25 protein-coding genes are annotated in these 24,647 nt (G+C 54.1%); 20 read left to right on the forward strand and 5 right to left on the reverse strand.

What is annotated here, in order from left to right; translation table 11 throughout:
• Nucleotide 1 precedes the first annotated feature (1 nt).
• Complete coding sequence (gene ubiE / locus GOX61_RS20435; RefSeq protein ID WP_170336696.1) at nt 2-754, reverse strand: bifunctional demethylmenaquinone methyltransferase/2-methoxy-6-polyprenyl-1,4-benzoquinol methylase UbiE; 753 nt, start codon at nt 752-754, stop codon at nt 2-4.
• A gap of 167 nt (nt 755-921) precedes the next feature.
• Between ubiE and GOX61_RS20440 the strand changes: the two genes are divergently transcribed.
• The 7 genes from GOX61_RS20440 to recF all read left to right on the forward strand — a co-directional run bounded on the left by GOX61_RS20440 (nt 922) and on the right by recF (nt 8,195).
• On the forward strand, nt 922-1,602 hold the full coding sequence (locus GOX61_RS20440) for a hypothetical protein (protein WP_155146644.1): 681 nt from the start codon (nt 922-924) through the stop codon (nt 1,600-1,602).
• Entirely contained in the window at nt 1,560-2,411 is an 852-nt protein-coding gene (mutM, locus tag GOX61_RS20445; RefSeq protein ID WP_170336698.1) for a bifunctional DNA-formamidopyrimidine glycosylase/DNA-(apurinic or apyrimidinic site) lyase, read from the forward strand. Before GOX61_RS20440 ends, mutM begins: the two co-directional genes overlap by 43 nt.
• Before the next feature lie 66 nt (nt 2,412-2,477).
• Entirely contained in the window at nt 2,478-3,254 is a 777-nt protein-coding gene (locus GOX61_RS20450; RefSeq protein ID WP_155146641.1) for an enoyl-CoA hydratase, read from the forward strand.
• A 232-nt stretch (nt 3,255-3,486) separates the two neighbouring features.
• Nucleotides 3,487-3,750 (forward strand): 30S ribosomal protein S20, encoded by a 264-nt coding sequence (gene rpsT, locus GOX61_RS20455; RefSeq protein WP_155146639.1) that lies wholly within the window; start codon nt 3,487-3,489, stop codon nt 3,748-3,750.
• A gap of 543 nt (nt 3,751-4,293) precedes the next feature.
• Complete coding sequence (gene dnaA / locus GOX61_RS20460) at nt 4,294-5,703, forward strand: chromosomal replication initiator protein DnaA (RefSeq protein ID WP_155146637.1); 1,410 nt, start codon at nt 4,294-4,296, stop codon at nt 5,701-5,703.
• Between the two features lie 228 nt (nt 5,704-5,931).
• Nucleotides 5,932-7,053, forward strand: coding sequence for a DNA polymerase III subunit beta (dnaN, locus tag GOX61_RS20465; RefSeq protein WP_155146635.1), 1,122 nt, complete (start codon nt 5,932-5,934; stop codon nt 7,051-7,053).
• A 44-nt stretch (nt 7,054-7,097) separates the two neighbouring features.
• Nucleotides 7,098-8,195 (forward strand): DNA replication/repair protein RecF, encoded by a 1,098-nt coding sequence (recF, locus tag GOX61_RS20470; protein ID WP_170336700.1) that lies wholly within the window; start codon nt 7,098-7,100, stop codon nt 8,193-8,195.
• Here the strand turns inward: recF and GOX61_RS20475 are convergent.
• Entirely contained in the window at nt 8,192-8,758 is a 567-nt protein-coding gene (locus GOX61_RS20475) for a carboxymuconolactone decarboxylase family protein (protein WP_170336702.1), read from the reverse strand. The genes recF and GOX61_RS20475 overlap by 4 nt on opposite strands.
• Nucleotides 8,759-8,857: 99 nt before the next feature.
• On the opposite strand from GOX61_RS20475, the gene GOX61_RS20480 reads away from it, so the two are divergent.
• The 5 genes from GOX61_RS20480 to GOX61_RS20500 all read left to right on the forward strand — a co-directional run bounded on the left by GOX61_RS20480 (nt 8,858) and on the right by GOX61_RS20500 (nt 16,502).
• Nucleotides 8,858-9,430 carry a TetR/AcrR family transcriptional regulator gene (locus GOX61_RS20480; RefSeq protein WP_170336704.1) on the forward strand — a complete coding sequence of 191 codons (573 nt, stop codon included), beginning with the start codon at nt 8,858-8,860 and terminating at the stop codon, nt 9,428-9,430.
• A 125-nt stretch (nt 9,431-9,555) separates the two neighbouring features.
• The gene (gene gyrB / locus GOX61_RS20485) at nt 9,556-11,973 is read left to right on the forward strand and encodes a DNA topoisomerase (ATP-hydrolyzing) subunit B (protein ID WP_155146627.1); all 2,418 of its coding nucleotides are present in this window, start codon (nt 9,556-9,558) and stop codon (nt 11,971-11,973) included.
• 476 nt (nt 11,974-12,449) lie between these two features.
• Nucleotides 12,450-13,046 (forward strand): TetR/AcrR family transcriptional regulator, encoded by a 597-nt coding sequence (locus GOX61_RS20490; protein ID WP_170336706.1) that lies wholly within the window; start codon nt 12,450-12,452, stop codon nt 13,044-13,046.
• Nucleotides 13,047-13,165: 119 nt separating this feature from the next.
• Nucleotides 13,166-14,272: an alkene reductase gene (locus GOX61_RS20495; RefSeq protein WP_170336708.1), complete on the forward strand. Its 1,107-nt coding sequence runs from the start codon at nt 13,166-13,168 to the stop codon at nt 14,270-14,272.
• A 340-nt stretch (nt 14,273-14,612) separates the two neighbouring features.
• Nucleotides 14,613-16,502, forward strand: a complete 1,890-nt coding sequence (locus tag GOX61_RS20500; protein ID WP_170336710.1) for an SLC13 family permease — start codon at nt 14,613-14,615, stop codon at nt 16,500-16,502.
• A gap of 101 nt (nt 16,503-16,603) precedes the next feature.
• Here the strand turns inward: GOX61_RS20500 and GOX61_RS20505 are convergent, their stop codons facing one another.
• Nucleotides 16,604-17,491 (reverse strand): LysR family transcriptional regulator, encoded by an 888-nt coding sequence (locus GOX61_RS20505; RefSeq protein WP_170336712.1) that lies wholly within the window; start codon nt 17,489-17,491, stop codon nt 16,604-16,606.
• Nucleotides 17,492-17,595: 104 nt separating this feature from the next.
• On the opposite strand from GOX61_RS20505, the gene GOX61_RS20510 reads away from it, so the two are divergent.
• The 8 genes from GOX61_RS20510 (at nt 17,596) to GOX61_RS20545 (ending at nt 22,800) form a co-directional block, all read left to right on the forward strand.
• Complete coding sequence (locus GOX61_RS20510; RefSeq protein ID WP_170336714.1) at nt 17,596-17,886, forward strand: putative quinol monooxygenase; 291 nt, start codon at nt 17,596-17,598, stop codon at nt 17,884-17,886.
• A 26-nt stretch (nt 17,887-17,912) separates the two neighbouring features.
• On the forward strand, nt 17,913-18,926 hold the full coding sequence (locus GOX61_RS20515; protein ID WP_170336715.1) for a zinc-binding alcohol dehydrogenase family protein: 1,014 nt from the start codon (nt 17,913-17,915) through the stop codon (nt 18,924-18,926).
• On the forward strand, nt 18,927-19,307 hold the full coding sequence (locus GOX61_RS20520) for a VOC family protein (protein WP_170336717.1): 381 nt from the start codon (nt 18,927-18,929) through the stop codon (nt 19,305-19,307).
• 138 nt (nt 19,308-19,445) lie between these two features.
• Nucleotides 19,446-19,829 (forward strand): nuclear transport factor 2 family protein, encoded by a 384-nt coding sequence (locus GOX61_RS20525; RefSeq protein ID WP_170336719.1) that lies wholly within the window; start codon nt 19,446-19,448, stop codon nt 19,827-19,829.
• 136 nt (nt 19,830-19,965) lie between these two features.
• Nucleotides 19,966-20,469 (forward strand): aggregation factor core, encoded by a 504-nt coding sequence (locus GOX61_RS20530; protein WP_170336720.1) that lies wholly within the window; start codon nt 19,966-19,968, stop codon nt 20,467-20,469.
• Nucleotides 20,470-20,482: 13 nt separating this feature from the next.
• A complete protein-coding gene (locus GOX61_RS20535; protein ID WP_170336722.1) occupies nt 20,483-20,935 on the forward strand; it encodes a TspO/MBR family protein in 453 nt (150 codons plus the stop codon).
• 11 nt (nt 20,936-20,946) lie between these two features.
• The gene (locus tag GOX61_RS20540) at nt 20,947-21,501 is read left to right on the forward strand and encodes a CIA30 family protein (RefSeq protein ID WP_170336724.1); all 555 of its coding nucleotides are present in this window, start codon (nt 20,947-20,949) and stop codon (nt 21,499-21,501) included.
• 126 nt (nt 21,502-21,627) lie between these two features.
• Nucleotides 21,628-22,800 (forward strand): adenylate/guanylate cyclase domain-containing protein, encoded by a 1,173-nt coding sequence (locus GOX61_RS20545; RefSeq protein WP_170336725.1) that lies wholly within the window; start codon nt 21,628-21,630, stop codon nt 22,798-22,800.
• A gap of 137 nt (nt 22,801-22,937) precedes the next feature.
• Here the strand turns inward: GOX61_RS20545 and GOX61_RS20550 are convergent, their stop codons facing one another.
• Both GOX61_RS20550 and GOX61_RS20555 read right to left on the reverse strand, forming a co-directional pair.
• On the reverse strand, nt 22,938-23,387 hold the full coding sequence (locus tag GOX61_RS20550; protein WP_170336727.1) for a MarR family winged helix-turn-helix transcriptional regulator: 450 nt from the start codon (nt 23,385-23,387) through the stop codon (nt 22,938-22,940).
• Nucleotides 23,377-24,477, reverse strand: a complete 1,101-nt coding sequence (locus GOX61_RS20555; protein ID WP_170336729.1) for an Acg family FMN-binding oxidoreductase — start codon at nt 24,475-24,477, stop codon at nt 23,377-23,379. Before GOX61_RS20555 ends, GOX61_RS20550 begins: the two co-directional genes overlap by 11 nt.
• Between the last annotated feature and the right edge of the window lie 170 nt (nt 24,478-24,647).

The following is a 24,647-nucleotide window of genomic DNA, read 5'->3' on the forward strand; positions in this document are numbered from 1 at the left end:
ATCAGATCTTCCAGCCGGAATGCAGCGCGGCGATGCCCATGCTGAGATTGCGATACTTGGCATTCTCAAATCCTGCTGTTCGAACCATGCTCAGGAATGTCTCCTGATCGGGGAACTTGCGGATCGATTCCACGAGATACTGATAGCTGTCGTAGTCATTGGCGATCAGTTTTCCCATCCGGGGGATGACGTTGAAACTGTAGAGGTCATAGAGCTTTTGCAGCCCGTCATTCAGCAACTGGCTGAACTCCAACACCATCAGCCGTCCACCGGGTTTGAGGACACGAAACGCCTCGTTTAGCGCCTCTTGCGGGCGGGTCACGTTTCGGATGCCGAATGAGATAGTGTAAACGTCGAAAGTGTTGTCGTCGAAAGGCAGGGCCATGGCATCGCCGACCACCCAACTCAGACTGTCCGACATCTGGTCAGCCTCGGCGCGCTGGCGGCCTTCGACCAACATCGGCTCCGTCAGGTCCAGCACTGTCGCTTGGCCGTGACCTGCACGTTTCAGGAACCTGAATGAGATATCGCCTGTCCCACCGGCCACATCCAGAAGATGCTGACCGGGCCGGGGGGCAAGCCAGTCCATCATCGCGTCTTTCCAAACCCGGTGAATGCCCATCGACATGACATCGTTCATCACGTCGTATTTCGAGGCAACCGAGTTGAAAACGCCCTGCACGCGGCCGGCCTTGTCGGCTTCGGGGACGGTTTCAAACCCGAAATGGGTGGTCTTGTCGTTGGTGTCGGACATGAATGGACGCCTCTGCCTGTGTTGCTCATCCTTATAGGCCTCAGCGCGGGGAAGACAATCGCGCGAAATGGTAGCAGGGGGGACGATCGGACAGGCGCGCCACAGATTTTCCTTAGTCGCTGCATAAGACGACAGGCAGGTATTTTGAACAAACGGAGTTTTCCCCGTTGGCAAACGTTCTGGCAGTCTTGTTGTCCATTCTTCTGGTGCTGATATTTTTGGGATGGCGGATCAGAGCGGTGTTTCGCACGATCCGGCGCGTGCATCGTGCCGAAGGGGTGGGTGACAAACTGGATGCCGTCGCCAGACATTTCCCCAATGACCCTGTGGACGAGGCAATCTCCCGCGCGGGCAGCGAACGACCTGCTCAGCAATCGCTGACGCGGCTGACCTTTCGAACGACACCGGGTTTGCTGGTCCTGATCGCGATTGCGTTTTTCAATGTGCTCAACATCAGTTTTTTCCAACCCGAGCTGATGCCCGATGACAAGGTTTTCCCGGGTTTGGAGGCAGAAACAATACTGTGGATCAAGCTGTCGCTGGTCGGGTTGGTCATCTACACCCTAGTCTTTCATCTGGTGAATACGGTGACGATTGATGGGACCGAATTGGTCACAACGGGTTGGCTGTTTCAACGGCGCTACTTTGATTTGACCAAGCTGACCAAAATCAGCCTCAGGCATCACGGGACCTATGTGTTGCGTTTTTCTGATGGGAAGACGGCACGGATTCTGAAATATGTAACCGGACATGATGAAATGGTGCAGGCGCTGGAAAATGCTCTTGCGGCAAATCAGGAGAGCGCATGCCGGAACTTCCCGAAGTCGAAACGGTCCGCCGCGGGCTAAGCCCCGCGATGGAAGGCGTTGTCATTGAACGCGCCGACGTGAACCGTCCGGACCTGCGTTGGCCGTTCCCTGATCAGATGGCAGAGCGGCTGTCCGGTCAACGGGTGGATCGTTTGCGTCGACGGTCGAAGTATATTCTGGCCGATTTAGACAGCGGTGAAACCTTGCTGATTCATTTGGGCATGTCAGGGCGGATGACGGTATCCGGCGATCCGCTGGGCCAGTTTGTTCACAATCACCCTACACCGGAAAAGCATGACCACGTCGTGTTTCACATGGCCAATGGTGCACGGATCACCTTCAACGATCCCCGCCGGTTTGGGGCGATGGATTTGCTGCCGACAGATACTGCCCACGAACACAAGCTGTTGTCTGTTCTGGGGCCTGAACCTCTTGGGAATGATTTTCACGAACAGCATTTGATCGATGCGTTTCGAGGGAAGAATACTCCGGTTAAGTCGGCGCTGCTGGATCAGAGAATCGTTGCAGGATTGGGTAATATCTATGTGTGCGAAGCGCTTTATCGCGGCGGAGTGTCGCCACGTCGCAAAGCAGGGCAGATTTCCGAGCAACGTGTAGCGGCATTGGTTCCGATCATCCGCCAGGTTCTGGAAGAGGCGATCAGGGCGGGGGGATCATCCTTGCGGGATTTCCGTCAAGCCGATGGAGAACTTGGATATTTTCAGCACAGTTTTGATGTGTATGGCCGTGAAGATGAGCCGTGCAGAACAGAAGGTTGTGACGCGAAAGTAAAGAGAATCACTCAGTCCGGTCGCTCATCATTCTATTGTGCGCAATGCCAAAGATAGCTTGATCCAAGTTTTTCGCGTGATAAGGAATCGTATCTGAACGGAACAACCGAAAGCTTAGACCTCATGGCTTTTGAGACGATCATCGTCGAAATTGAAGACCACGTCGCCCTAATCAAGCTCAACAGACCGGATGCGCTGAATGCTCTGAACACTCAGCTTTTGAGTGAGCTCTGCGATGCGCTGGAAGATGCAGACCAGAATGACAAGGTGCGTTGCATCGTCATCACCGGTTCTGACAAGGCCTTTGCCGCTGGCGCGGACATCAAGGAAATGTCCGAGAAGAGCTATGTTGAAGTTTACACTGAAAACTTGTTTGCCGATGTAAATGATCGGATTGCCGCGATCCGCAAACCGATCATCGCAGCTGTTGCCGGCTATGCGTTGGGCGGTGGCTGTGAGGTCGCGATGATGTGTGACTTCATCATTGCCGCGGACACTGCCAAGTTTGGCCAGCCCGAGATCAACCTTGGTGTTATTGCCGGAATGGGTGGCAGCCAGCGCCTGACTCGCTTTGTTGGTAAATCCAAGTCGATGGACATGAACCTGACAGGCCGTTTCATGGACGCGGAAGAGGCCGAGCGTTCGGGTCTTGTCAGTCGGGTTGTCCCATCCAAGAAGCTGATCGAAGAGGCTGTGGGTGCAGCACAGAAGATCGCTGAGAAATCTCTGCTCAGCGCAATGGCGGCCAAAGAAGCTGTGAATCGCAGCTATGAATTGCCGCTGAGCGAGGGCATGTTGTTCGAACGCCGGGTCTTCCACTCGATGTTCGCGACCGAAGACCAGAAGGAAGGCATGGCAGCGTTTCTCGAAAAACGGGCCGCGCAGTTTCGGGACAAGTAAACGCCGAAATAGCTTATCGGATGAGGCGGGCCTTGCCCGCCTTTTTCATACCGGCCATGCACCGTTGAAGATTCGGCTTGGCAAAGGCAGCAAACTTGGATATGCAGCGCCGCTATACATGCGCGTGCGGCCCGCTTGGCCAGAATCACACTCGTGATCCCTGATCCGGTACGGAAATGTCCGTGGCGCGCAACCCTGAGACAATCGAACCGAACAAAGGTCAGAGATACACATGGCAAATTCGCCCCAGGCTAAGAAGCGCGCTCGTCAGAACGACAAGCGCTTCGCAATCAACAAAGCACGTCGTTCGCGCATCCGTACCTTCCTGCGTAAGGTAGAAGAAGCAATCGCATCCGGTGACAAGGAAGCAGCAACCGCAGCTCTGCGTGTCGCTCAGCCTGAACTGATGCGCGGCGTCACAAAAGGTGTTTTCCACAAGAACACAGCGGCACGTAAAATGTCGCGCCTGTCGGCTCGCGTGAAGGCGCTGGGTTGACCTTACGTCAACTATTGTTGACTTAGATCGTTCAAAGGGGCGTCGCGGATTGCGGCGCCTTTTTCATTGTTGCCTGAATGCCGCGTCTTCACAAATCTGAGAGATTCTTTCGGCCAAAGACCCGAGTCAATATCAGAGTTTCGTTGCCGCGACCCGCTGCCTCTTGTTACCACTGATTCAGCGATTCACTCGCTTGGGGGGACAGGCTGTCATTGCGATCATACTGACGGGCATCAGGACGATCCATTGACGAATGTCGGCAACCGGCTCGAACTGGTTTGACGATCTGCTACGGATCTCGGGATTACCGACGATCTTAGCCCTGTCTAAAAATTGAAAGGTAACGCGCAACCCTGTTTCTGGGGACGTGCCTGCTGTGGGACGTGGCCAAACTGCTGTTGTGCGGGCGAAGAAGAAATTATCCGCCGAATCCCTTGGTTCGGCGCAAGGATACCTTTGTGCGAGTGAACGCCAGAAGCCGGGAGACCGGACACATTAATAAGGCCGACAGGCCAATAAAGAATGGGATGCGTGAGGCGCTTAATGACACAAGAGAAATGGGGACAACTGCGTAGCAAGTTGCTGAAGGCCATCGGCCGGAACAATTTCACCACCTGGATCGAACCTCTGGAATTCCAGGAGTTGCAGGATGGTGTGGCTGTATTTTCGGTGCCGACCAACTTTATGGGCAACTATGTCAGTCAGAATTTTGCGGACCTCATTCTGTATGAGCTGAACACCTCGGGTGAATCGGTTCAGCGCCTTGCCTTTCGTGTAGCGGCCAATTCACCTGCGCGCCCCGTTGCTGCGCCAGTGGCAGAGCCAGCCCTCGCAGCGGTCTCCGAAACCGTCGCGCCGGTGCAACCCGAAGCATCTTATCCGTCAGATACTGCGAGTGATGCGCTGGAATCCCTGCAGGCCGCGCCACTTGACGCCCGTTTTACATTTGAGAGCTTTGTGGTCGGCAAACCCAATGAACTGGCCCATGCCGCTGCGCGCCGCGTCTCCGAGGGTGGTCCCGTCACATTCAATCCGCTGGTCCTGTATGGTGGTGTCGGTCTGGGTAAAACCCACCTGATGCATGCCATCGCGTGGGAGCTGAAAACCAAACGCCCCGAACTCAACGTACTGTACCTTTCGGCAGAACAGTTCATGTATCGCTTTGTGCAGGCCCTGCGCGAGCGTCGGATGATGGATTTCAAACATCTGTTTCGCTCGGTCGACGTGCTGATGGTTGATGACGTGCAATTTATCGCAGGCAAAGATTCGACTCAGGAAGAGTTCTTCCACACGTTTAACGCGCTGGTGGATCAGAACAAACAGATCATCATCTCTGCCGACCGCGCCCCGGGTGAAATCAAGGATCTTGAGGATCGTGTAAAGTCACGCCTGCAATGTGGTCTGGTTGTTGATCTGCACCCAACCGATTACGAACTGCGTCTGGGCATCCTGCAGAACAAAGTACAGCAATACAGCAGCACCTATCCGGATCTGACCATCGCCGATGGTGTGCTCGAGTTTCTCGCGCATCGCATTTCAACCAACGTTCGTGTTTTGGAAGGCGCGTTGACCCGTCTGTTTGCATTCGCTTCGCTGGTGGGTCGCGAAATCGACATGGAACTGACGCAGGACTGCCTGGCCGATGTGCTGCGCGCATCCGAGCGCAAGATCACGGTCGAAGAGATTCAGCGCAAAGTTTCAGACTATTACAACATCCGCCTGTCCGACATCATCGGCCCCAAGCGCCTGCGGTCCTATGCCCGCCCGCGTCAGGTGGCGATGTATCTGTGCAAGCAATTAACCAGCCGCTCGCTACCGGAGATTGGTCGCCGCTTTGGTGGCCGTGACCACACCACCGTCATGCACGGCGTGAAGCGCATCGAAGAGCTGAAGCTGACCGACGGTCAGATCGCCGAAGATGTCGAGATGCTACGCCGGTCACTAGAAGCCTGAGATCGTCTGGTAATTCGGAATACAACGCCTCGGACAAGCGGGTTCGGGGCGTTTTCTTGTGCGGTATTGTCCACGGTCGCCGAGGAACTGTGCCAAATGCAACACGCGCCTCTTGACCGTTTGGTCATTCCGACCCAGAAATCCATAAAAAATCCTTGTGCCTCAGGGCTGAACCGCTAACTTGCCAGTCCCGCCCATAACGGCACTCAAGTCAGAGGAATTGAGGGTATGAAGATCAGCATCGAACGCGGCACCCTTCTCAAGGCCGTCTCGCAGGCCCAATCCGTTGTGGAACGCCGAAACACAATTCCGATCCTGGCGAATGTGTTGATCGAAGCCGAAGGTGATCAGGCTTTGTTCCGTGCCACCGATCTGGATATCGAGGTGGTCGACAAGGCGCCGGCGCAGGTCGAAAAGGCGGGCGCTACAACCGTCGCAGCGACGACCCTGCATGAGATCGTGCGGAAACTGCCCGACGGCGCATTGGTGACATTGACTGCTGATAGTGCAGCAGGCCGTCTGACCGTTGAAGCGGGGCGTTCGAACTTCTCGCTGGCAACGCTGCCAAAAGAAGATTTCCCGGTCATGGCGTCCTCGGAGTACCAGTCGAACTTTACCGCTTCGGCTGCCTTGCTGCGCCGGTTGTTCGACAAATCGAAATTTGCCATCTCAACCGAAGAGACGCGCTACTATCTGAACGGTGTCTATATGCATGTCGCTGATGGCTCCGAAGGTGGTAAAGTTCTGCGTTGTGTGGCAACCGATGGGCACCGACTGGCCCGTATCGACGCAGACCTGCCTGACGGGGCTGCTGACATGCCAGGCGTAATCGTGCCGCGCAAAACCGTAGGTGAATTGCGCAAGCTGCTGGATGATGATGAGATGGATATCGCCGTCTCGGTCAGCGAAACCAAAGTACGGTTCGCGACACCCGACATCACGCTGACCTCAAAGGTGATCGACGGAACCTTCCCCGACTACACACGCGTTATCCCTCAGGGTAATACGCGCAAGCTTGAGGTGGACGCTGCCGAATTCGCGCAAGCCGTGGATCGGGTCGCAACGGTTTCGTCAGAGCGTTCGCGCGCTGTAAAGTTGCAGCTGGACGGTGATAAGCTGGTCTTGTCCGTCAACGCACCCGATAGCGGTGCGGCTGAGGAAGAGCTGGCCGTAGCCTACGGGGATGAGCGCCTCGAGATCGGCTTTAACGCCAAGTATCTGCTCGAGATCGCATCTCAGGTCGACCGCGAGAACGCGGTATTCATGTTCAACTCGGCAGGTGATCCGACCCTGATGCGTGAAGGCAATGACCAGAGCGCAGTGTATGTTGTCATGCCGATGCGCGTCTGATCGCGTTGCTTCTGACAGACGTGAACTAACAGAAGGGAGGGGTCATGGCTTTGGCCCTGACCGAGCTTACGGTCTCGCATTTTCGGTCGCACAAGCTGGCGCGATTGTCGCTGGATGGGCGGCCGGTGGCCATTCATGGGCCAAACGGGGCGGGTAAGACCAACATCCTTGAAGCGGTGTCCTTGTTTTCGCCCGGTCGCGGTATGCGACGGGCGAGTGCGGCCGAGATGACAAGACGACCCGAGGCTTTGGGCTGGAAGCTGTCGGGGCTATTGCAGGCGCAGGCGCAGCAATTTGAGATCGAAACCTGGTCCGAAGGCGGTGCCGCGCGCCAGGTTCGCATTGATGACAAGGCGTCCAGTCAGATCGAACTGGGTAAACTGGCACGAGTCGTCTGGCTGGTTCCTTCTATGGACAGGTTGTGGATCGAAGGCGCAGAAGGACGGCGCCGATTTTTGGATCGGATCGCGTTGAGCTTCGATCCGGCACATGCCGAGGCTTCGCTGACCTATGAAAAATCCATGCGGGAGCGCAATCGTCTGCTGAAAGAGCAGGTGCGCGATGCCCACTGGTATGCAGCGTTGGAAGGTCAGATGGCCGAGACGGGGCACCGGATACACACTGCGCGCCTATCAGCGCTGGATCATCTGCGAAGCGCACAGGATCAGGCTGAAACAGCCTTTCCATCTGCTGATCTGGAACTGGTTCAAACCGAAGGTACGATGCCGGAAACAGCTGACGATCTGCGGGATGCACTGAATGAAAGCCGCTTTCGCGATCTGGCTACGGGCAGGACTTTGGTGGGTCCGCATCGGTCGGATTTGTACGGTGTGTTTGCGGCCAAGGGTGTTCCGGCAAAGGATTGTTCGACTGGTGAGCAGAAGGCGCTGCTGGTTTCGCTGATCCTCTCCAACGCGCGGGCGCTGGCCGGGATGGTGGGTGCTCCGCCTATTGTGTTGCTGGATGAGGTGGCCGCGCATCTGGACGCGGATCGCCGTGCGGCGCTGTATGACGAGATTTGTGCTTTGGGTGCTCAGGCCTGGATGACGGGCACCGGGCCTGAACTGTTTGCGGAACTGGGCGACCGAGCCCAGACGCTGATCGTTTCCGAAGGCGACGACGGCTCGGTCGTAAGCTCTTAGGCGGGTTCGCTGACCTTACGCTCCCACAGGAAACCGCGCATAACTTCGTCGACTGGCGTTTTCGCCATGTGGTTGACGTAGTTCGACATGGTTTTCTGCGCGAGGCCTAGAACCACATCCAGAACCGCACGGTGCGAATAACCTGCGTCGAAGAACGCCTGCAGCTGCTCTTCGGTCGGGTTGCCGCGAGATTCCATGACTTGCAGCGTAAATGTGCGCAGCGCTTCCAGCTTTGCGTTGGGCAGCGGGGTTTCATTGCGCAGTGCTTCGGTTATGTCGTCCGAAACCTTCATCATCTTGGCGATACCGGTGTGAGCAGGGACGCAGTAGTGGCACTCGTTTTCCACGTTGATGGTCTGCCAGACGACGGTTTTCTCATCATTGTCAAAATCGGTCTGCATGAACAGGCCGTGCAGCACCTGATAGCCTTCCAGGTGCTGGGGGCTTTCCGCCATCACCTTATGCAGGCCAGGCAGGCGGCCAAATGCGGCCTGCGATTTTTCCAGCAGTGGTTTGGATCCCTCAGGGGCGGATTCGAGATCGTGGGACGGGAAGTTGGCCATTTGAAAACTCCTTTTCTGGCGCATTGAGGCAGAAATAGTCTTTCTTGAGTGATCGCTCAAGTATATATTTGAGCAACCGTTCAAGAATTGGTGAAGACAATGCCACGCAAACCCGAATATGACCGTGATGCTCTGATCGCCCAGGCTAGGGATATTTTCTGGCGTCAGGGTTGGGCGGGGACTTCACTGAAGGACCTGGAGCGTGAGCTGAAACTGAAACCCGGAAGTTTTTATGCGGCATTTGGATCCAAGGATGCGCTGTATGGCTTGGCTTTGGAACGCTACGCGCAGGAAGGGATTGCGAGGCTAAAGGCTCTTGCTGATAAATTAGGCCCGCTTGAGGCTTTGAGGGTGCAGCCACGGCTGGTTATCGAGGCCAGCGATGCCCCCGCAAAAGCTTGCATGCTGGCCAAAACATACGCGGAACTGCAGGCCAAAGATCATGCACTCGCCGAAGCAGCTGGCATTCATATGGCAGAGATGAAGGCGTGTTTTGCAGATCTGTTTCGGCGCGCTCAGGAAGCAGGGGATATCGCTTCGGATCATGATCCGAACCGGCTTGCAACGCGCTATCAATCTGATCTTCTGGGTCTTCGGTTGTCTGCTGAGCGAAAGGATGTAAACGCGCAGGAAATTGCTGCGGACATAGCGGCTGATATCGATCAATTGTGAGGTTTCGGCGCACAACTGCCGTATCGAACGTAATCAACCTCTGCTGACACAAAATATTGGGGGAGCGCGTGACATTCCCCCCCAGAAAACGTATAAGTTACCAAAATAATATAGGTACTAACGGCATGTCCGAAGACGCACAGGCACCACAAGAATATGGCGCGGATTCCATCAAGGTTCTCAAGGGCTTGGAGGCCGTTCGCAAGCGCCCCGGTATGTATATCGGCGACACCGACGATGGCTCGGGTCTGCACCACATGGTGTACGAGGTTGTCGACAACGGAATTGACGAGGCGTTGGCTGGTCATGCCGACCATGTAACGGTAAAGATTCATGCCGATTCCAGTGTCTCGGTCAGCGACAACGGGCGCGGGATTCCGGTCGATATTCACCCGGAAGAGGGCGTCTCGGCTGCCGAGGTTATCATGACCCAGCTGCACGCTGGCGGTAAGTTCGACAGCAACTCGTACAAAGTGTCTGGTGGTCTGCACGGCGTGGGCGTTTCGGTGGTGAATGCCCTGTCGAACTGGCTGGAGTTGCGTGTCTGGCGCAACGGAAAGGAACACGTTGCAAGGTTTGAAGGTGGCGAGACCACCGAGCATCTGAAAGTTGTCGCTGAATGCGGTGACCGGACGGGAACTGAGGTGCGTTTCCTTGCCTCGACGGATACGTTTTCGAACCTGGAGTACTCGTTCGAGACACTGGAAAAGCGCCTTCGCGAGCTTGCCTTCCTGAACTCGGGCGTACGGATCATACTGATCGACGAGCGCCCGGCTGAACGGCTTGAGACGGAACTGTTCTACGAAGGCGGTGTGAAAGAGTTCGTAAAGTATCTCGACCGTTCCAAGACGGCCGCGATGCCCGAACCGATTTACATCAAAGGCGAACGCGACGACATCGGCGTTGAAATCGCGATGTGGTGGAATGACAGCTATCACGAGACTGTTTTGCCATTCACCAACAACATCCCGCAGCGCGATGGCGGGACGCACGTGGCGGGTTTCCGGGGCGCGCTGACCCGGACGATCAACAACTATGCCCAATCCAGCGGGATTGCGAAAAAGGAAAAGGTCAGCTTTACCGGCGATGATGCACGTGAAGGTCTGACCTGCGTGTTGTCGGTCAAAGTGCCCGACCCGAAGTTTTCGTCCCAGACCAAGGACAAGCTGGTCAGCTCCGAGGTGCGCCCTGCAGTCGAAGGACTGATGAACGAAAAACTGGCCGAATGGTTCGAAGAGAACCCGAACGAGGCCAAGACTATTGTTGGCAAAATCATTGAGGCCGCTTTGGCCCGCGAAGCCGCGCGTAAAGCCCGTGAACTGACCCGCCGCAAAACGGCGATGGATGTGAATTATCTTGCTGGCAAGCTGAAGGATTGTTCCGAGAAGGATCCGTCCAAGACCGAGGTTTTCCTTGTCGAGGGTGACTCGGCTGGAGGTTCTGCTCAGACGGGCCGTGATCGCCTGACTCAGGCCGTTCTGCCTCTGCGCGGTAAAATCCTGAATGTCGAGCGCGCCCGGTTTGACCGGATGCTGTCGTCTCAGGAAATCGGCAATCTTGTTATGGCGTTGGGCACCGGTATTGGCCGCGATGAGTTCAACATCGAAAAGCTGCGCTACCACAAGATCGTCATCATGACCGATGCCGACGTGGATGGTGCGCACATCCGGACGCTGTTGTTGACCTTCTTTTACCGGCAAATGCCGGAGCTGATCGAGGGCGGGTACCTCTATATCGCGCAGCCGCCGCTCTACAAAGTTTCGCGCGGTAAATCAGAGGTTTACCTGAAGGATCAGGCGGCGCTGGACGACTACCTGATCAACCAGGGCGTCGAAGGGGCGGTGCTGAAACTGGGTTCGGGCGAAGAGATCGTCGGTCAGGATTTGACCCGTGTTGTGGACGAAGCGCGCCAATTGAAGCGCGTTCTGGATGCCTTCCCGACGCATTATCCGCGGCATATTCTGGAACAGGCCGCTGTCGCCGGAGCTTTCGTGCCCGGCGCGGTCGATGCCGACCTGCAAGGTGTGGCCGACAAAGTTGCCGCGCGTCTCGACCTGATCGCACTGGAATACGAGCGCGGTTGGCAAGGTCGGATCACTCAGGACCACGGCATCCGTCTGGCACGTATCCTGCGTGGCGTCGAAGAAGTTCGCACCTTGGACGGACCCATGCTGCGTTCGGGCGAGGCACGCAAAACCGGCAGCTTCACCCAGAGCTTGCAAGAGATCTACAACACTCCGGCCACTCTGATCCGGCGCGACCGGTCTCAGGTCATTCATGGGCCGCTGGACCTGTTGCGCGCCATTCTGGAAGAGGGCGAAAAAGGCCTGTCGCTGCAACGCTATAAAGGTCTGGGTGAGATGAACCCCGATCAGCTTTGGGAGACCACACTGGACCCGGATGCGCGGACGCTTCTGCAGGTACGAGTGGACGATATGGTCGAGGCTGATGACCTGTTCACCAAGCTGATGGGTGATGTGGTCGAACCACGCCGTGAGTTTATTCAGAAAAATGCGCTGAGCGTCGAAAATCTGGATTTCTGACAAAATGCAGGTGTGCGGATAACACTTCGCACACCCCATATTTTAGCGTGGTACGCGCATAGTTTTGCGTTGCACGACTGTCTGCCGCACCGATAAGTTCAATCAGTTTTTGGCGTAGTCGTTGCGGTTATAGACCTTTGCGGCGCTCAACCCGCATAGGGCCTCCCTAAGGAGCCTTGGATTCCATGCGGCCTTTTCGCTTGGAATCTCGCGAAGGTCTGCGATGCGCAGAAAACAGGCTTTGCAAACGTTGGAGGACCTTCCTTTGCCGCCGCGTTAGTCCAGCCTCAAACGGTAATTTCTGCAAGCAGTGAGAAACAAGGGAACCAACCGGTGTCTTGAGGTACGGCTAAGGGCGTCTCGGGTATTTCTATCGACCTAGAAAATCCCTGTCGTTAGTTGGAATTCGGACTGATTAATCCAAAATCCTCGATTGGTCACTTGAAATTCTGGACCGACCATTCCACATCCAAGGCATGAGCGAAGGTACTCTTATAATTGGCGGCAACAAGTCGCCCGCAGGTCCCGGGCGGCCTCGTAGCTTTGACGAAGCCGAGGCTTTGGAAAAAGCCTTGTGCGTTTTTTGGCACAAGGGCTACGAGACAGCCTCTGTGGACGATCTGACCGAGGCCATGGGTTTGAGCCGGTCCAGCTTCTATGGAACGTTCGGTAACAAACAGGCTTTGTTTCACAAAGCCCTAAGCCACTATTCCAGGCGTGGTTTGAAGACTTTGCGTGATGTCGCGAATGCGGGCGGGGATGACCCCGTTGGTGCGATAATGGAAGCTTTGGCGAACCCGCAAGGCGGTCGTGACGGCTGCATGCTGATCAACTGCCTTACGGAGCTCGCTCCTCATGATGAGGAAGTGGCGGCTCTCGGGCGGCATCATTTGGAGAGCATTGACGAGATTATTGCGAGAGCGCTTAAACCTTCGGATCCGGGACAGGCACTCGTCAAGGCGCGCGCCTTTGCCTCCCTTGCAATCGGCACACTGGCCTTGCGGAAGGCGGGTGTGCCCGCCGATCAGATATCTCAAACTCTGAAACAAGCCCGGTCGGTGATTACACCTTAAGTCTCCCTAACCATAAGAGCGTGAAACGTAACAAAAATCCCAACAATAACCGCGACTTTAATTTTGGACCAGATAGTCCAAAAACATATGAACGAAGTAAACCAAAGAAGGAAGTAGCAATGGCTGATGAAAAACTGTTCTCCGGTATCAAGGCTGGTGCAATCGAGCTGAAAAATCGCGTTGTTATGGCGCCATTGACCCGCAACCGGGCAAGAGCCGAGGATGATAGCGTCCATGAATTGCAGGCCAAATACTATGCGCAGCGCGCGGGTGCTGGACTGATCATTACGGAAGCTTCGCAAATCTCGCCCCAAGGCAAAGGCTATGCCTGGACGCCCGGCATCTATTCCGATGCGCAGATCGATGGCTGGAAAAAAGTGACTGAGGCTGTCCATGCCGAGGGTGGGAAGATTGTGATCCAACTTTGGCATGTGGGCCGGATTTCTCATTTTAGCTTGCAACAGGATGGCGGCGCCCCTGTCGCACCATCCGCAATTGGCGCTAAAGCCATGACTTTTGATGGCGAGCAGTTTGTCGAAACATCGGAACCTCGGGCTCTGAGTATCGAAGAAATTGCAAGCGTTGTCGCCGACTACCGCCAGGCCGCGGAAAACGCCAAGAAGGCTGGATTTGATGGTGTCGAAGTCCATGCAGCCAACGGATATCTTATTGATCAGTTTCTGCGGGACGAGTCCAACAAGCGTGAAGACGAATACGGCGGTCCTGTCGAGAACAGAGCACGGTTCCTGAAAGAGGTCATGGACGCAGTTGTCGATGTGTGGGGTGCCGACCGTGTTGGTGTCCGCCTCAGCCCCTTCTCGGACGCCAACAACATTTCTGACAGCGATCCACAGGCGACGTTCTCGCATGCGATCAAGTTGTTGAATAGCTTTGGGTTGGCCTATCTCCATCTCGTAGAAGGACAAACCGGCGGCCCGCGCGATATTCCTGAAGGTGGTGACCTAAAGGCGCTATATGAATTGTTTGACGGCGCGAAAATGGGCAACAACGCTTATGATCGCGAAATGGCGATTGAATCGGTTGATACCGGCGCCGTCGATCTGGTGGCCTTTGGCAGACCGTTCATTTCCAACCCGGATCTTGTCAGTCGGCTGGAGAAAGACGCCCCTCTGAATGAGCTGGATGCAACTACCCTCTACGGCGGTAATGAAAAGGGATACACGGACTACCCGACACTGGGACAGGAAGCTGTTGCCGCAGAGTGATGCATCACTCTTAACTCCTTGGTGACAGGCAATAAAAAATAGAGTGAGCGCGCCGGTTTGGACGCGCTCATTTTGCAGGTACGGCAATATCTATTCTGGAAGCGGGATCTATCACAACTCTGCGAATGGACTGCTTCCCTCCGATTGCGGTGATTAAGAGAGGCTTTTGAGTTTATCATCAGCGTCTCTTTTGAGTCGGCGAAATCCAGGTTTCAGCAGATACCACCTCCGAGAAAACGAGCTGCGTTAGACGGCTTGATGGATTTTGGCCTTATCTGCGGCGCAGAGTTGGTCCTTCGTATTTGCTGCTGGTTGGGTAACGTTAGGTTGGGAGTACGATATGGAATTACCAACACTGACGTACGAAATGATAGCCGTACTGAGTCTATTGTCTTTTACCGTCTTACTTTTTGTTACCGAGATTATTCGGATTGATGTCGCCGCAATTCTTGTAATGGTGCTGCTTGGTGCACTGAGCTATCTCCCGGGGCTAAGTAATCTTGCAGATGTATCCAAGCTCTTTGAAGGTTTTTCCTCGAACGCTGTGATGTCCATCATCGCAGTTATGGTAATCGGGGCTGGGCTTGATAAGACGGGGCTTATGTCAAAGGTTGCGGCCCTGATCCTCAAGAATGGTGGCACGACAGAGGCTCGGATAATCCCGATTATTTCAACTACGGTTGGTGTTATCAGCTCGTTCATGCAGAACGTCGGAGCTGCTGCGCTTTTTCTGCCTGTTGTGAGCCGCATCTCAGCGCGTACGGAAATCCCGATGAGTAGGTTGCTGATGCCCATGGGGTTTTGCGCGATACTGGGTGGTACCATCACATTAGTGGGGTCGTCGCCCCTCATCCTGTTGAATGACCTGATTGTTTCGGCAAATTCATCCCTACCGGCCAACCAACAAATGGAGACATTTGGGTTGTTTTCAGTCACGCCTATCGGTGTGATGCTGGTGCTGACAGGGGTGCTTTATTTTGTGCTCTTTGGTCGTTGGGTTCTCCCTGCGCAGCGGGAGCGTGGCGAGGACGCAAGCTCAGCCCGATCCATGCAGACCTATGTCGAAAACACCTATGGGCTTAGGGCCGATATGTTCGAGATACGTGTTCCAGAGGGCTCGATCTTGATTGGACAAACGCTCGCAGATGTCATGGTCGCCCACAACTTATACATTCTTGGCACATCCTATCGCGGACACAAGGTCATCGCACCGATGGCTGATACCAAGATCGAAGCGCCAGCGCGGCTTGCAGTGCTTGGCCTGCGCCGTGTTGTTGAGCATCAGTTTGCTGAACCTTACGGTTTAGAGATCCTGCCCCAACTAGATGTCTTTGCAGATGATTTCGCCGCGACCCAATCGGGGGTGGCCGAGGTTGTTATTCCGCCCGGCTCTTCAGTGATCGGCCAGACTCCGATTGATTTGCGCCTCCGTCAGACACATGGTTTGTCTCTGTTGGCCATTCAGCGCGGCGAAGAAACGCTGAGCCATGTAGAAACCGAAGATCATTCAGCCACGCATATCGGGCAAGTCCCTTTGCAGGCCGGTGATACGTGTGTGGTGCACGTGCAGTGGGACCGTCTGACACGACTGAAGTCAGACAGGGATTTTGTCGTCGTAACTTCGGACTTTCCCCAGGAGGAGTTGCGGCCGCACAAGGTCGGATGGGCGCTCGCCTTCTTCCTAATAGCGCTGATCTTAATTCTGTTTTCTGATCTGCGCTTGTCGTTGTGCCTGTTAATTGGCGCTGTTGGCATGGTTTTGAGCCGGGTGTTGTCGATTGATGAGGCCTACGAGTCGATAAGTTGGAGCACAGTTTTTCTACTCGCTTCACTGATCCCGTTGGGTCAGGCAGTTCAAAACACCGGCACTGCGGATTGGATTGCAGCACATGTGTTGGCTCTACTGAAGGGTTGGCCGATATGGTCGTTGCAAGCAGGAATAGCCGTTTTGGCTACGGTATTCACGTTGGTCATGTCCAACGTAGGTGCAACTGTTCTGCTGGTGCCGTTAGCCGTTTCTATTGCGGTATCTTCGGGTGGAAACCCGGCTGTATTTGCTCTTACCGTGGCAATTTCGACGTCTAACTCATTTTTGATCCCAACCCACCAGGTGAACGCGTTGATCATGGGGCCAGCAGGTTATCGGGTGGTCGATTTTGTTCGCTCAGGCGGAATCATGACGCTACTTTTCTTAGTTGTCTCAATGACCGGGCTTGCGCTTTTCTTCTAAGCCGCTTCTCGGCGAGCCGTACAAATGTACTCCGCTTCAGCTCAGAAGAACTCATAAGGTGAGGTTCTTGTGACCAAACTTTAGTGTCTTCCCCTGCTGCCTCAACTCACACCAAATTTGCGATGCAAATGCTCTGCCAACGCCGTTATGCGGCGTGGTTGGGCTCGGCTAGGCGGAAACATCATTTGTAAAGGTTTCGGCGGTGGCAGGAAGTCGCGCAAAACAGAAACAAGTCTGCCAGACCGAACATCGTCGCCGACATCCAGCTCCGACTTTAATACGACCCCATGGCCTGCAATCGCCCAATCGCGGATGAGTGAACCATCATTGACTATTCGATTTCCCTTTACCGACACGCGCTGGGCATTTGGTCCTGATCCAAACTCCCAAACGTTGTCGATCATGTCGCCAAACCTCATGACCATGCAATTGTGGTTTAGTAGATCTTCTGGTTTTTCAGGCGTTCCGAATGAAGCTAGGTAATCTGGGGACGCACATACGAACCGTTGGTAGCTTCCTAGATTTCGCAATCTGAGCGAGCTGTCTGTTATGTTGCCAAAGCGAACGGCGAGGTCAAAACCCTGGCCTACAAGGTCGACATAGCCGTCTGAGAGGGACAGTTCGATTGAGACGGCGGGGTTCTCTTCGGTGAATTCGGCAATAACTTCGGAGACAAAGCTCCGTCCCAAATCGATAGGCGCGCTTATGCGAATTGGACCAGATAGAGTTTCGGCACCATGCCGAACAAGTGTATCCAGGTCCGCAACCTCACTGAGTACACTTTTTGCACCGTCGGCTAGCAACCGGCCTTCTTCAGTCAGGCTGATGGAACGGGTGGTTCGGTTAAATAAAACCACTCCGTAGTGTGCTTCTAGGGCCGCGAGGCGCTCGGATACTGTCGTGCTCGACATACCTGTCTCCCGCGCCGCGGCCACGAGACTGCCTTTCTCGGCTATAGTCAGGAACAAGCGAAGATTGTCTAAAAGCATTAAACGGAATTTCCGGATTATATGTTCGATTTTGTCCTGTTTATCCCGAAAGGACTGCGGCGTAAATCTGGCACATCTCTCAAGAACACAAGGGACCTATTCCAATGGCCAAGCTGACAATCGTCGCCAACATCAAAGCCAACCCCGACAAGATTGACCTCGTAAAGGCCGAGCTCATCAAGCTCATCGACATAACTCGAGCCGAAGAGGGTTGCATCAACTATGACCTGCACCAGGACAACGACAACCCGGCTCATTTCGTGTTCTACGAAAATTGGGAAAGCCGAGAGCTTTGGCAAACCCACATGGGTGCTCAGCACCTTGCGGCTTACCTGGAAGCAACAGAGGGCGCCGTTGCAGAATTCACGCTAAATGAGATGACAGTCATCGGTTGATAAAGAACCGGACAAAGGAGCACGTTATGAAAGCCGTAGGATACCGTGAGACAGGGTCGATTGATCGCGTGGACGCCTTGATCGACTTCGAGGCCGACAAACCGACGCCAAAGGGGCATGACTTGTTGGTCAAGGTGCACGCCGTGTCAGTAAATCCAGTCGATACGAAAATTCGTCAAAAACGTGCTCCTGCAGGTCCAGCACCTGATATTCTGGGGTGGGACGCAGTAGGGATCGTCGAAGCCGTTGGCGAAGCGGTTGAGACTTTCAGTCCGGGAGATACAGTTTGGTACGCCGGGGCAATAAACCGGCCGGGAACCAATGCCGAGTTTCATCTGGTAGATGAACGTATTGTCGGAGCCGCGCCAAAATCCATACCAGCGACAGCGGCTGCGGCGATGCCGCTTACGACGTTAACTGCTTATGAGATGCTGTTCGACCGCTTGCGAGTCCAGGATGCCGTTCCCGGCGGAACCAGTACATTGCTGATTATAGGCGGCGCAGGCGGTGTCGGGTCAATTACCATTCAATTGGCCCGAGCTCTCACTGACTTGACGGTGATTGCCACCGCTTCTCGACCCGAGACACAAGACTGGGTTCGAGAGTTGGGCGCGCACCATGTCATCAACCATGCCGAACCTCTGGGACCGCAACTCGAGGCTCTCGGTATGGAAAGCGTGGATTTCATCTATTCAACGAACCATTCCCAGCTTTATGCGTCTCAAGCTGGGGAGGTGATTACACCCCAAGGTCGCTTTGGGTTGATCGATGATCCTGAGACATTCGACATCGCGCCGTTCAAACCCAAATCGATCTCATTGCATTGGGAGTTCATGTACACCCGGTCGCTTTTTGGGACTGGAGATATGAACCGTCAAAGCGAAATCCTGAATCAGGTCGCCGGATTGATAGACGATGGAAAGATCAGATCCACGGCAACGGATACACTTGGTCGGATCAATGCCAGCAACTTAATGAAAGCGCATGCTGTCCTTGAAAGCGGCAAGGCCAAAGGAAAGCTGGTGCTTGAGGGATTCTAGATGAGAATTGAACGGCTGGATCACGTGAACATAGTAACGACCAGGTTGCCTGAAATGATCGCCTGGTATGCAGAGGTTCTGGGTTTAAAGCCCGGGGCCCGCCCTGATTTCCCGTTTCCCGGCGCTTGGTTGTATACAGGTGACCACGCCGTGGTCCACCTTGTGGGTAATGAAGGAACGCCCAATGTCGGCTCCGAAGTGCAGCTCAAGCTCGAGCATTTTGCGCTCTCAGCCACGGGGTTGAGTGCATTCGAAGAAAAACTGATCTCGAGTCAGATCCAGTATCGCAAAACGGAAGTCCCGGGGGCTCGAATGGTCCAAGTCCATGTGGCTGATCCTGATGGAAATCACATTCATATTGACTTCGAGGAAGGCGAGTGAGTGACCAAACCTCGAAATAGTTGGAACACAAAATCAAGCTCGCAACTTCTTGCCAATCAGTGATCGAGATCCTTGCCGGCTTGCCTCCAAGTACTTCACGGGCCAACAGTTTTAGTAAACGTCGATCTGGAGATCAGCATGCCGGACCTCGGAACAAACAAGAAAAACGTCATCGCTTTCTACGAAATGATGTTCAATGATTGTCGACCTGCCGAGGCCATAGCGACCTTTGTTGGTGAAACCTATACGCAGCACAACCCACATGTTGGCGACGGCAAGCAAGCTTTTGTCGAGTATTTCGAACGCATGGCTGCTGAATACCCGGGAAAGCGTGTGGACATAAAACGTGCCTTTGCTGAAGACGACCACGTTATTCTGCATTGCCACCAAATCTGGCCCGATGGTCTCGAGTACGCAGGGATCGATATTTTTCGCTTGGATGCTGACGGTAAGGTTGTCGAACACTGGGATGTTCTTCAGGAAATTCCAGCAAGCAGCGAGAATGACAATGGCATGTTTTGACTTAATCAATCTGAATGCGGTGCATGGAACTGCGAAAGTACCTGTCGGCTGAACCACGATAGTCAAAAGTCATAAGTCTGATCCAAGAAATCCGCCGAAGCGTATTTACCACGAACCCTTTATCAAGGAGATAAATATGCCCCCGACCAGCATTTTTGCGGCGACCCTTGGATTATTCGTGGCTACTTCGCTTCAAGCCGGAGTACAAATTCGCTTCATAGAAGGCGCACCCAAGGACCGTTTTGTTCTGACAAATGTCGGAACGTGCCAAGTTGAAGCCTCGACCGTCAAAATTGACTTGTCGCAATCTGCCGGACGTTTGATTTTTGACGTTACCGAAAATGGTGCTGGTGTAGAGGTCTTCCAGCCTCTCGAATTCGTTGAGGGTGCAGATGCACTGCGTCAATTTCCTTTGGTTGTGGACGGGCAAAATACAATTGAACTTGAGATCGCCTCCCTTGCAGCCGGGGACAAACTCGCCTTTACCATCGATGTAGATGACACCATCGGGCAACGCGAAATCACCGTAACAGGGTCGGAGATCGAAGGCGCCACGGTGTCTTATTCCGATGCGGATGAGACCAGTACTGCGACTTTCTCTACCGAAGCGCTTGTCAACGTCACGACGAACGACTGCTGAAGGCTGCCCAGCAATGTCGAATTGGTCGATCCGCATAGCATTTCTTGCGCTCATGTTGGGAGGTGGCATCCTGATCGGGACACTGACTGCACCCGGCGATTGGTATGCGCAGCTTTCTAAACCGGCTTTCAACCCACCAAATTGGATTTTTGGCCCGGTTTGGACTGCCCTCTATGTGTTGATCGCTACGGCGGGGTGGCGCCAGTTCGAAGCAGACCGAAGCTCCACCACCATGAAGTTGTGGTGGGCGCAGATGGGTCTGAACTTCTTGTGGTCCCCAACCTTTTTCGTACTGCAAATGCCGTGGTTGGCCCTTTTGGTCATTGTCGCGTTGCTGGCTGTCATCGTCGTGTTCATCTCTGAAGTCAGGCACACTGATCGGTTCTCTGCACTGGCCTTCCTGCCGTATTTAGCATGGGTCGCATTTGCCACGGCGCTTAACCTTTCCATTGCGATATTGAACTGAGGAAGAACAATATGCGTGGCAACTTCGTTGGGCTTCTTTCAGGTCTATTTATCATCGGATCTTCAATGGCGCAGGCTGATGGAAATCTTACTGAGGACTTCTCCGAGTCTCCGGAGACGCGTTGGGACTACGTTGCCGACACTGTCATGGGAGGGGTCTCTTCAGGGCAGGTGCAGTTTAGTTCGGAAGGTGATGTTTCATTCGCGCGGTTGACCGGAACCGTCAGTACAGAAAACAACGGCGGCTTTATTCAGTTCCGACGCAAGTTGTCGGACAGACCAGATGCGGGTGTATCGGGCGTCAGGCTATTAGTACGGGGTAACGGCGAGCAATACTTCGTCCACCTCAGGACACGTGGCACGGTGCTTCCGTGGCAATACTATCAGGCCGGGTTTGCAACTTCTGAAGAATGGACCGAAGTCATTTTGCCTCTGTCAGACTTTAAGGCTTCAGGTGCCATGTTACGCGCTATTCCCGTCGCTGACGAAATCACCTCAGTTGGAGTTGTAGCCTACGGGCGCGATCACGAGGTCCTTGTAGATGTCAGCGGGATTGGTTTCTATTGAAGTTCGCTCAAGCGAGGGGCTGCAATCTTCTGTTGAACCAATCAGATCAGGCGGCTCAATAAATACAAGCGACTATGCAATTCCAAAAATCTTTGCTCATCGTTTCCAAGCGACTAACTTGGGTCCATGGAACAAGTCGCTCGACTAACCGAATGGATGATCACAGAAGGTCGGCGCTCCGGCGATCCCGTAAAGGTGGTGTCACAGTTTTGTTCCTCCTTGACCGAAGCCGGAGTTCCGCTGTGGCGAGCAAACATTGGCCAGCGCTTTGCCAACCCATTGCTTATTGCTTGGGGGGTTGTTTGGACGCCTGAAGGCACCGACAGCTACGATGTCACCCATGAGACGATGTTGACAGATGGTTATGTTGGGAGCTCATTTGAGTATATTCTTGCGAACAGAAAGCCACTTCACAAAAGTCTCCGACAACTGGACTTAGAAACAGAGCATTCATCCTATCTGGAATTTGCAGAGCAGGGCGGCACCGACTACTATGCTACTTTGCTATATTACGGTGATGGATCGTTGCATGGTTGCACCTTTGTTACGCAGTCGCCGGACGGATTTTCGCAGGATCATCTAAGACTGATTGAAGCGGCATTACCGGCCCTTTCTTCCGCTCTTGAGCCCGTTACGATGCGCAAATCGTCTAAAGGTTTACTTCGAACTTATTTAGGAGATGGACCTTCCGAAGCCGTCTGGAGCGGCAATATAAAGCGCGGGGAGCGAACAACTCTGGATGCCGTGGTGATGTTCTCTGATCTGCGAGGCTTTACGGCACTTTCCGAGACCTCTCCGGAAGAAGAAATCTTTGACACGCTTACTGACTATTTTGATCTGGTGGTCAAAGCCGTAGAAGACAACGGTGGAGACGTCCTCAAGTTCATGGGCGACGGCATCCTATCAATCTTTACTATTGAAACTCAAAATGACCACGCCGACCGATGCCGCATGGCAGCGCTCGCAGCTCAGAGCATATTGAGTGGTTTGACTTCTCTCAATTCACGACGAGAAGGTATTCAAAAACCGCCATTGGACATTGGTGTTGGAATCAACGTGGGGCAGGTCAGTTATGGTAATATCGGCAGCCCCGGCAGGCTTGATTTTACAGTTCTGGGCGGCGCGGTTAACGTCGCAAGCCGAATTGAAGGCTTAACAAAAACAATCGGTCGGAGAGTTTTGGCGACGTCAGCTGTTGCAAGTGCTGCACCGAACATGTTCGTCAGCTGTGGAGATCACGAAATACGTGGCCTTGCCCAGCCCATAGAGCTGTTCTTTCTCTCTGAGCGCACGCAATAACAAGGTGTGTGCCTCTGGTGGTTGTGACATTTGCCTACACGTCCACATTGCCAAAGGGATCACTGCTGCTTCCCCGGGCGGAGACTTCATGATGTTCTGAGAATTTTACTGCTTGCTTGAGCTGACGCAGGTTGCGCCTAGTCCCGCTCACGGTCCAATGTTTCGCGAATGAGCGTGAGATTAGGCAAAGAATTTTGAAACGGTTCAGGCCCGAGTTCGAACAAAACCGGACCAAGAGCTTCCGACATCCGCTCCATAGAAGCTTTCAAAAACTCTGCGCCTTCCGGTGTGGACCGAGCAATTTTTGAACGCCTATCATTGGGGTTGGCTTCAAGGGTAATCAGGGCATGATTTTCAAGGCTCGAGAGCATATGCGTCATCGATGTCTTGGGCACTTGAAAAGCGTTCGATAGCTGTAGTGGAGTTTCTCCCTCGGGACGCCGGACCAGGTGGCCTAAAATTCCAAATTGAGTCGCTGTCATTCGACCAGGCAAGAACGCTTCAAGCTTGGTCGAGATCAGCTGATTAATGATCCCGACCTCGGTGAAGAACCGGTAGACTTCGTTGGTCTCATCCTCAGGCTTCATTCAGAATTCGTGTCTCCAGCGGCCAGCGGGGTGTGGCAATTGGCTCGGGTCCATACCCCAAACGCAGCAACATTTGCACCGTGTGGCCCGGTGACGCAAGAAGCTCATGCGCCAGAGCGTATTCATTGGCCATCTCAGGATACTCCTGAAGGGCCTGACTGACCGGATGAACGCCCAGGCCCATTTCGGTTGTCTTCAAGTACAAACGCATCAATTGACGCCCGGCATTGAGTTGATCGCTTCGCGTATTTGTGGCTGTCGTGAGGACTGCGTATTGCGGTGTCGCGTCTAGCATGGCGAAGTAGCCTCGCATGTGTGACTGAGTGCCTGGGTGGTCAACGTTCATCAGGGTCTCATTGTCCAATACGCCGGTAAGTCGCAGTGTTTCCAGCATGGGATCGCGCAATTCAATCCCGTCCGGGTTGGCATTGATTTCTGCTTTCCCGATCCGCATCAGGTCGACGGACTCTTTCAGGGTCTGCGGTGTTCGCATTTCGATTTCAAAGGCGCGTTTCGTGAGGTCTCGAACACGGGCCACTAGATCCTCATCGGAAATCAGAGTGGCATAGTTTCCAAGGACTGATATTTCCGCCTCGGACAGCCGCTGCTCAGTGTACGGTTCTTTGTTTGAATGTCGGTTTAGGATTTGATCTGATAGTGGATCGGATACCCCGCCCGGCACAAACACTGCTTCTGCGACGGGTCCGTCATCCCCATCAGGCAGTAATTTGACCTTGGCATCAAATCCTTGTGCATCTGCTGCCAAGACCATCGTCTCAACAAAGGCGCCGAGGCCAATATAAAGCTGGCGGTGGTAAGGATCGGTTTCCGGAAGCTCGCGATCAGGATCACGGTGGATACGCACCTTGTCTTGTCCAACCAACTCGACCAGCCAAGGTTGCAAGTTGTGCGGATTGGGGGCGAGAATTGCATAGGATAAAGCGGCTTTGCGCGGGTCGTCATACGGTTTTGGCGTCCACGGAGCCAGCGCGTCATGCGGTGTGCGTGTAGCGAGGAACCCAACCGCACCCGTTGCCGCCAAAATCGTGCCCCCGCCTAGAACTTTTAGAAAACGTCTTCTGTTTGGCATTTTGATTCTCCAATAGTACGATATCGAACTAAATAATACGAAATCGTACTACCTCAACCTCAATCGATGCGGTGATTGGATGAATGACTTGAAAAAAAATAAATCAGAACAGCCGGACGCAACCGTAGACTGCTGTGGGAGACAAGTGTTCGGAGCGCCTTTAATGCCGA

The sequence above is a fragment of the Ruegeria arenilitoris genome, from assembly GCF_013030265.1.
Lineage (GTDB): Bacteria > Pseudomonadota > Alphaproteobacteria > Rhodobacterales > Rhodobacteraceae > Ruegeria > Ruegeria arenilitoris_E.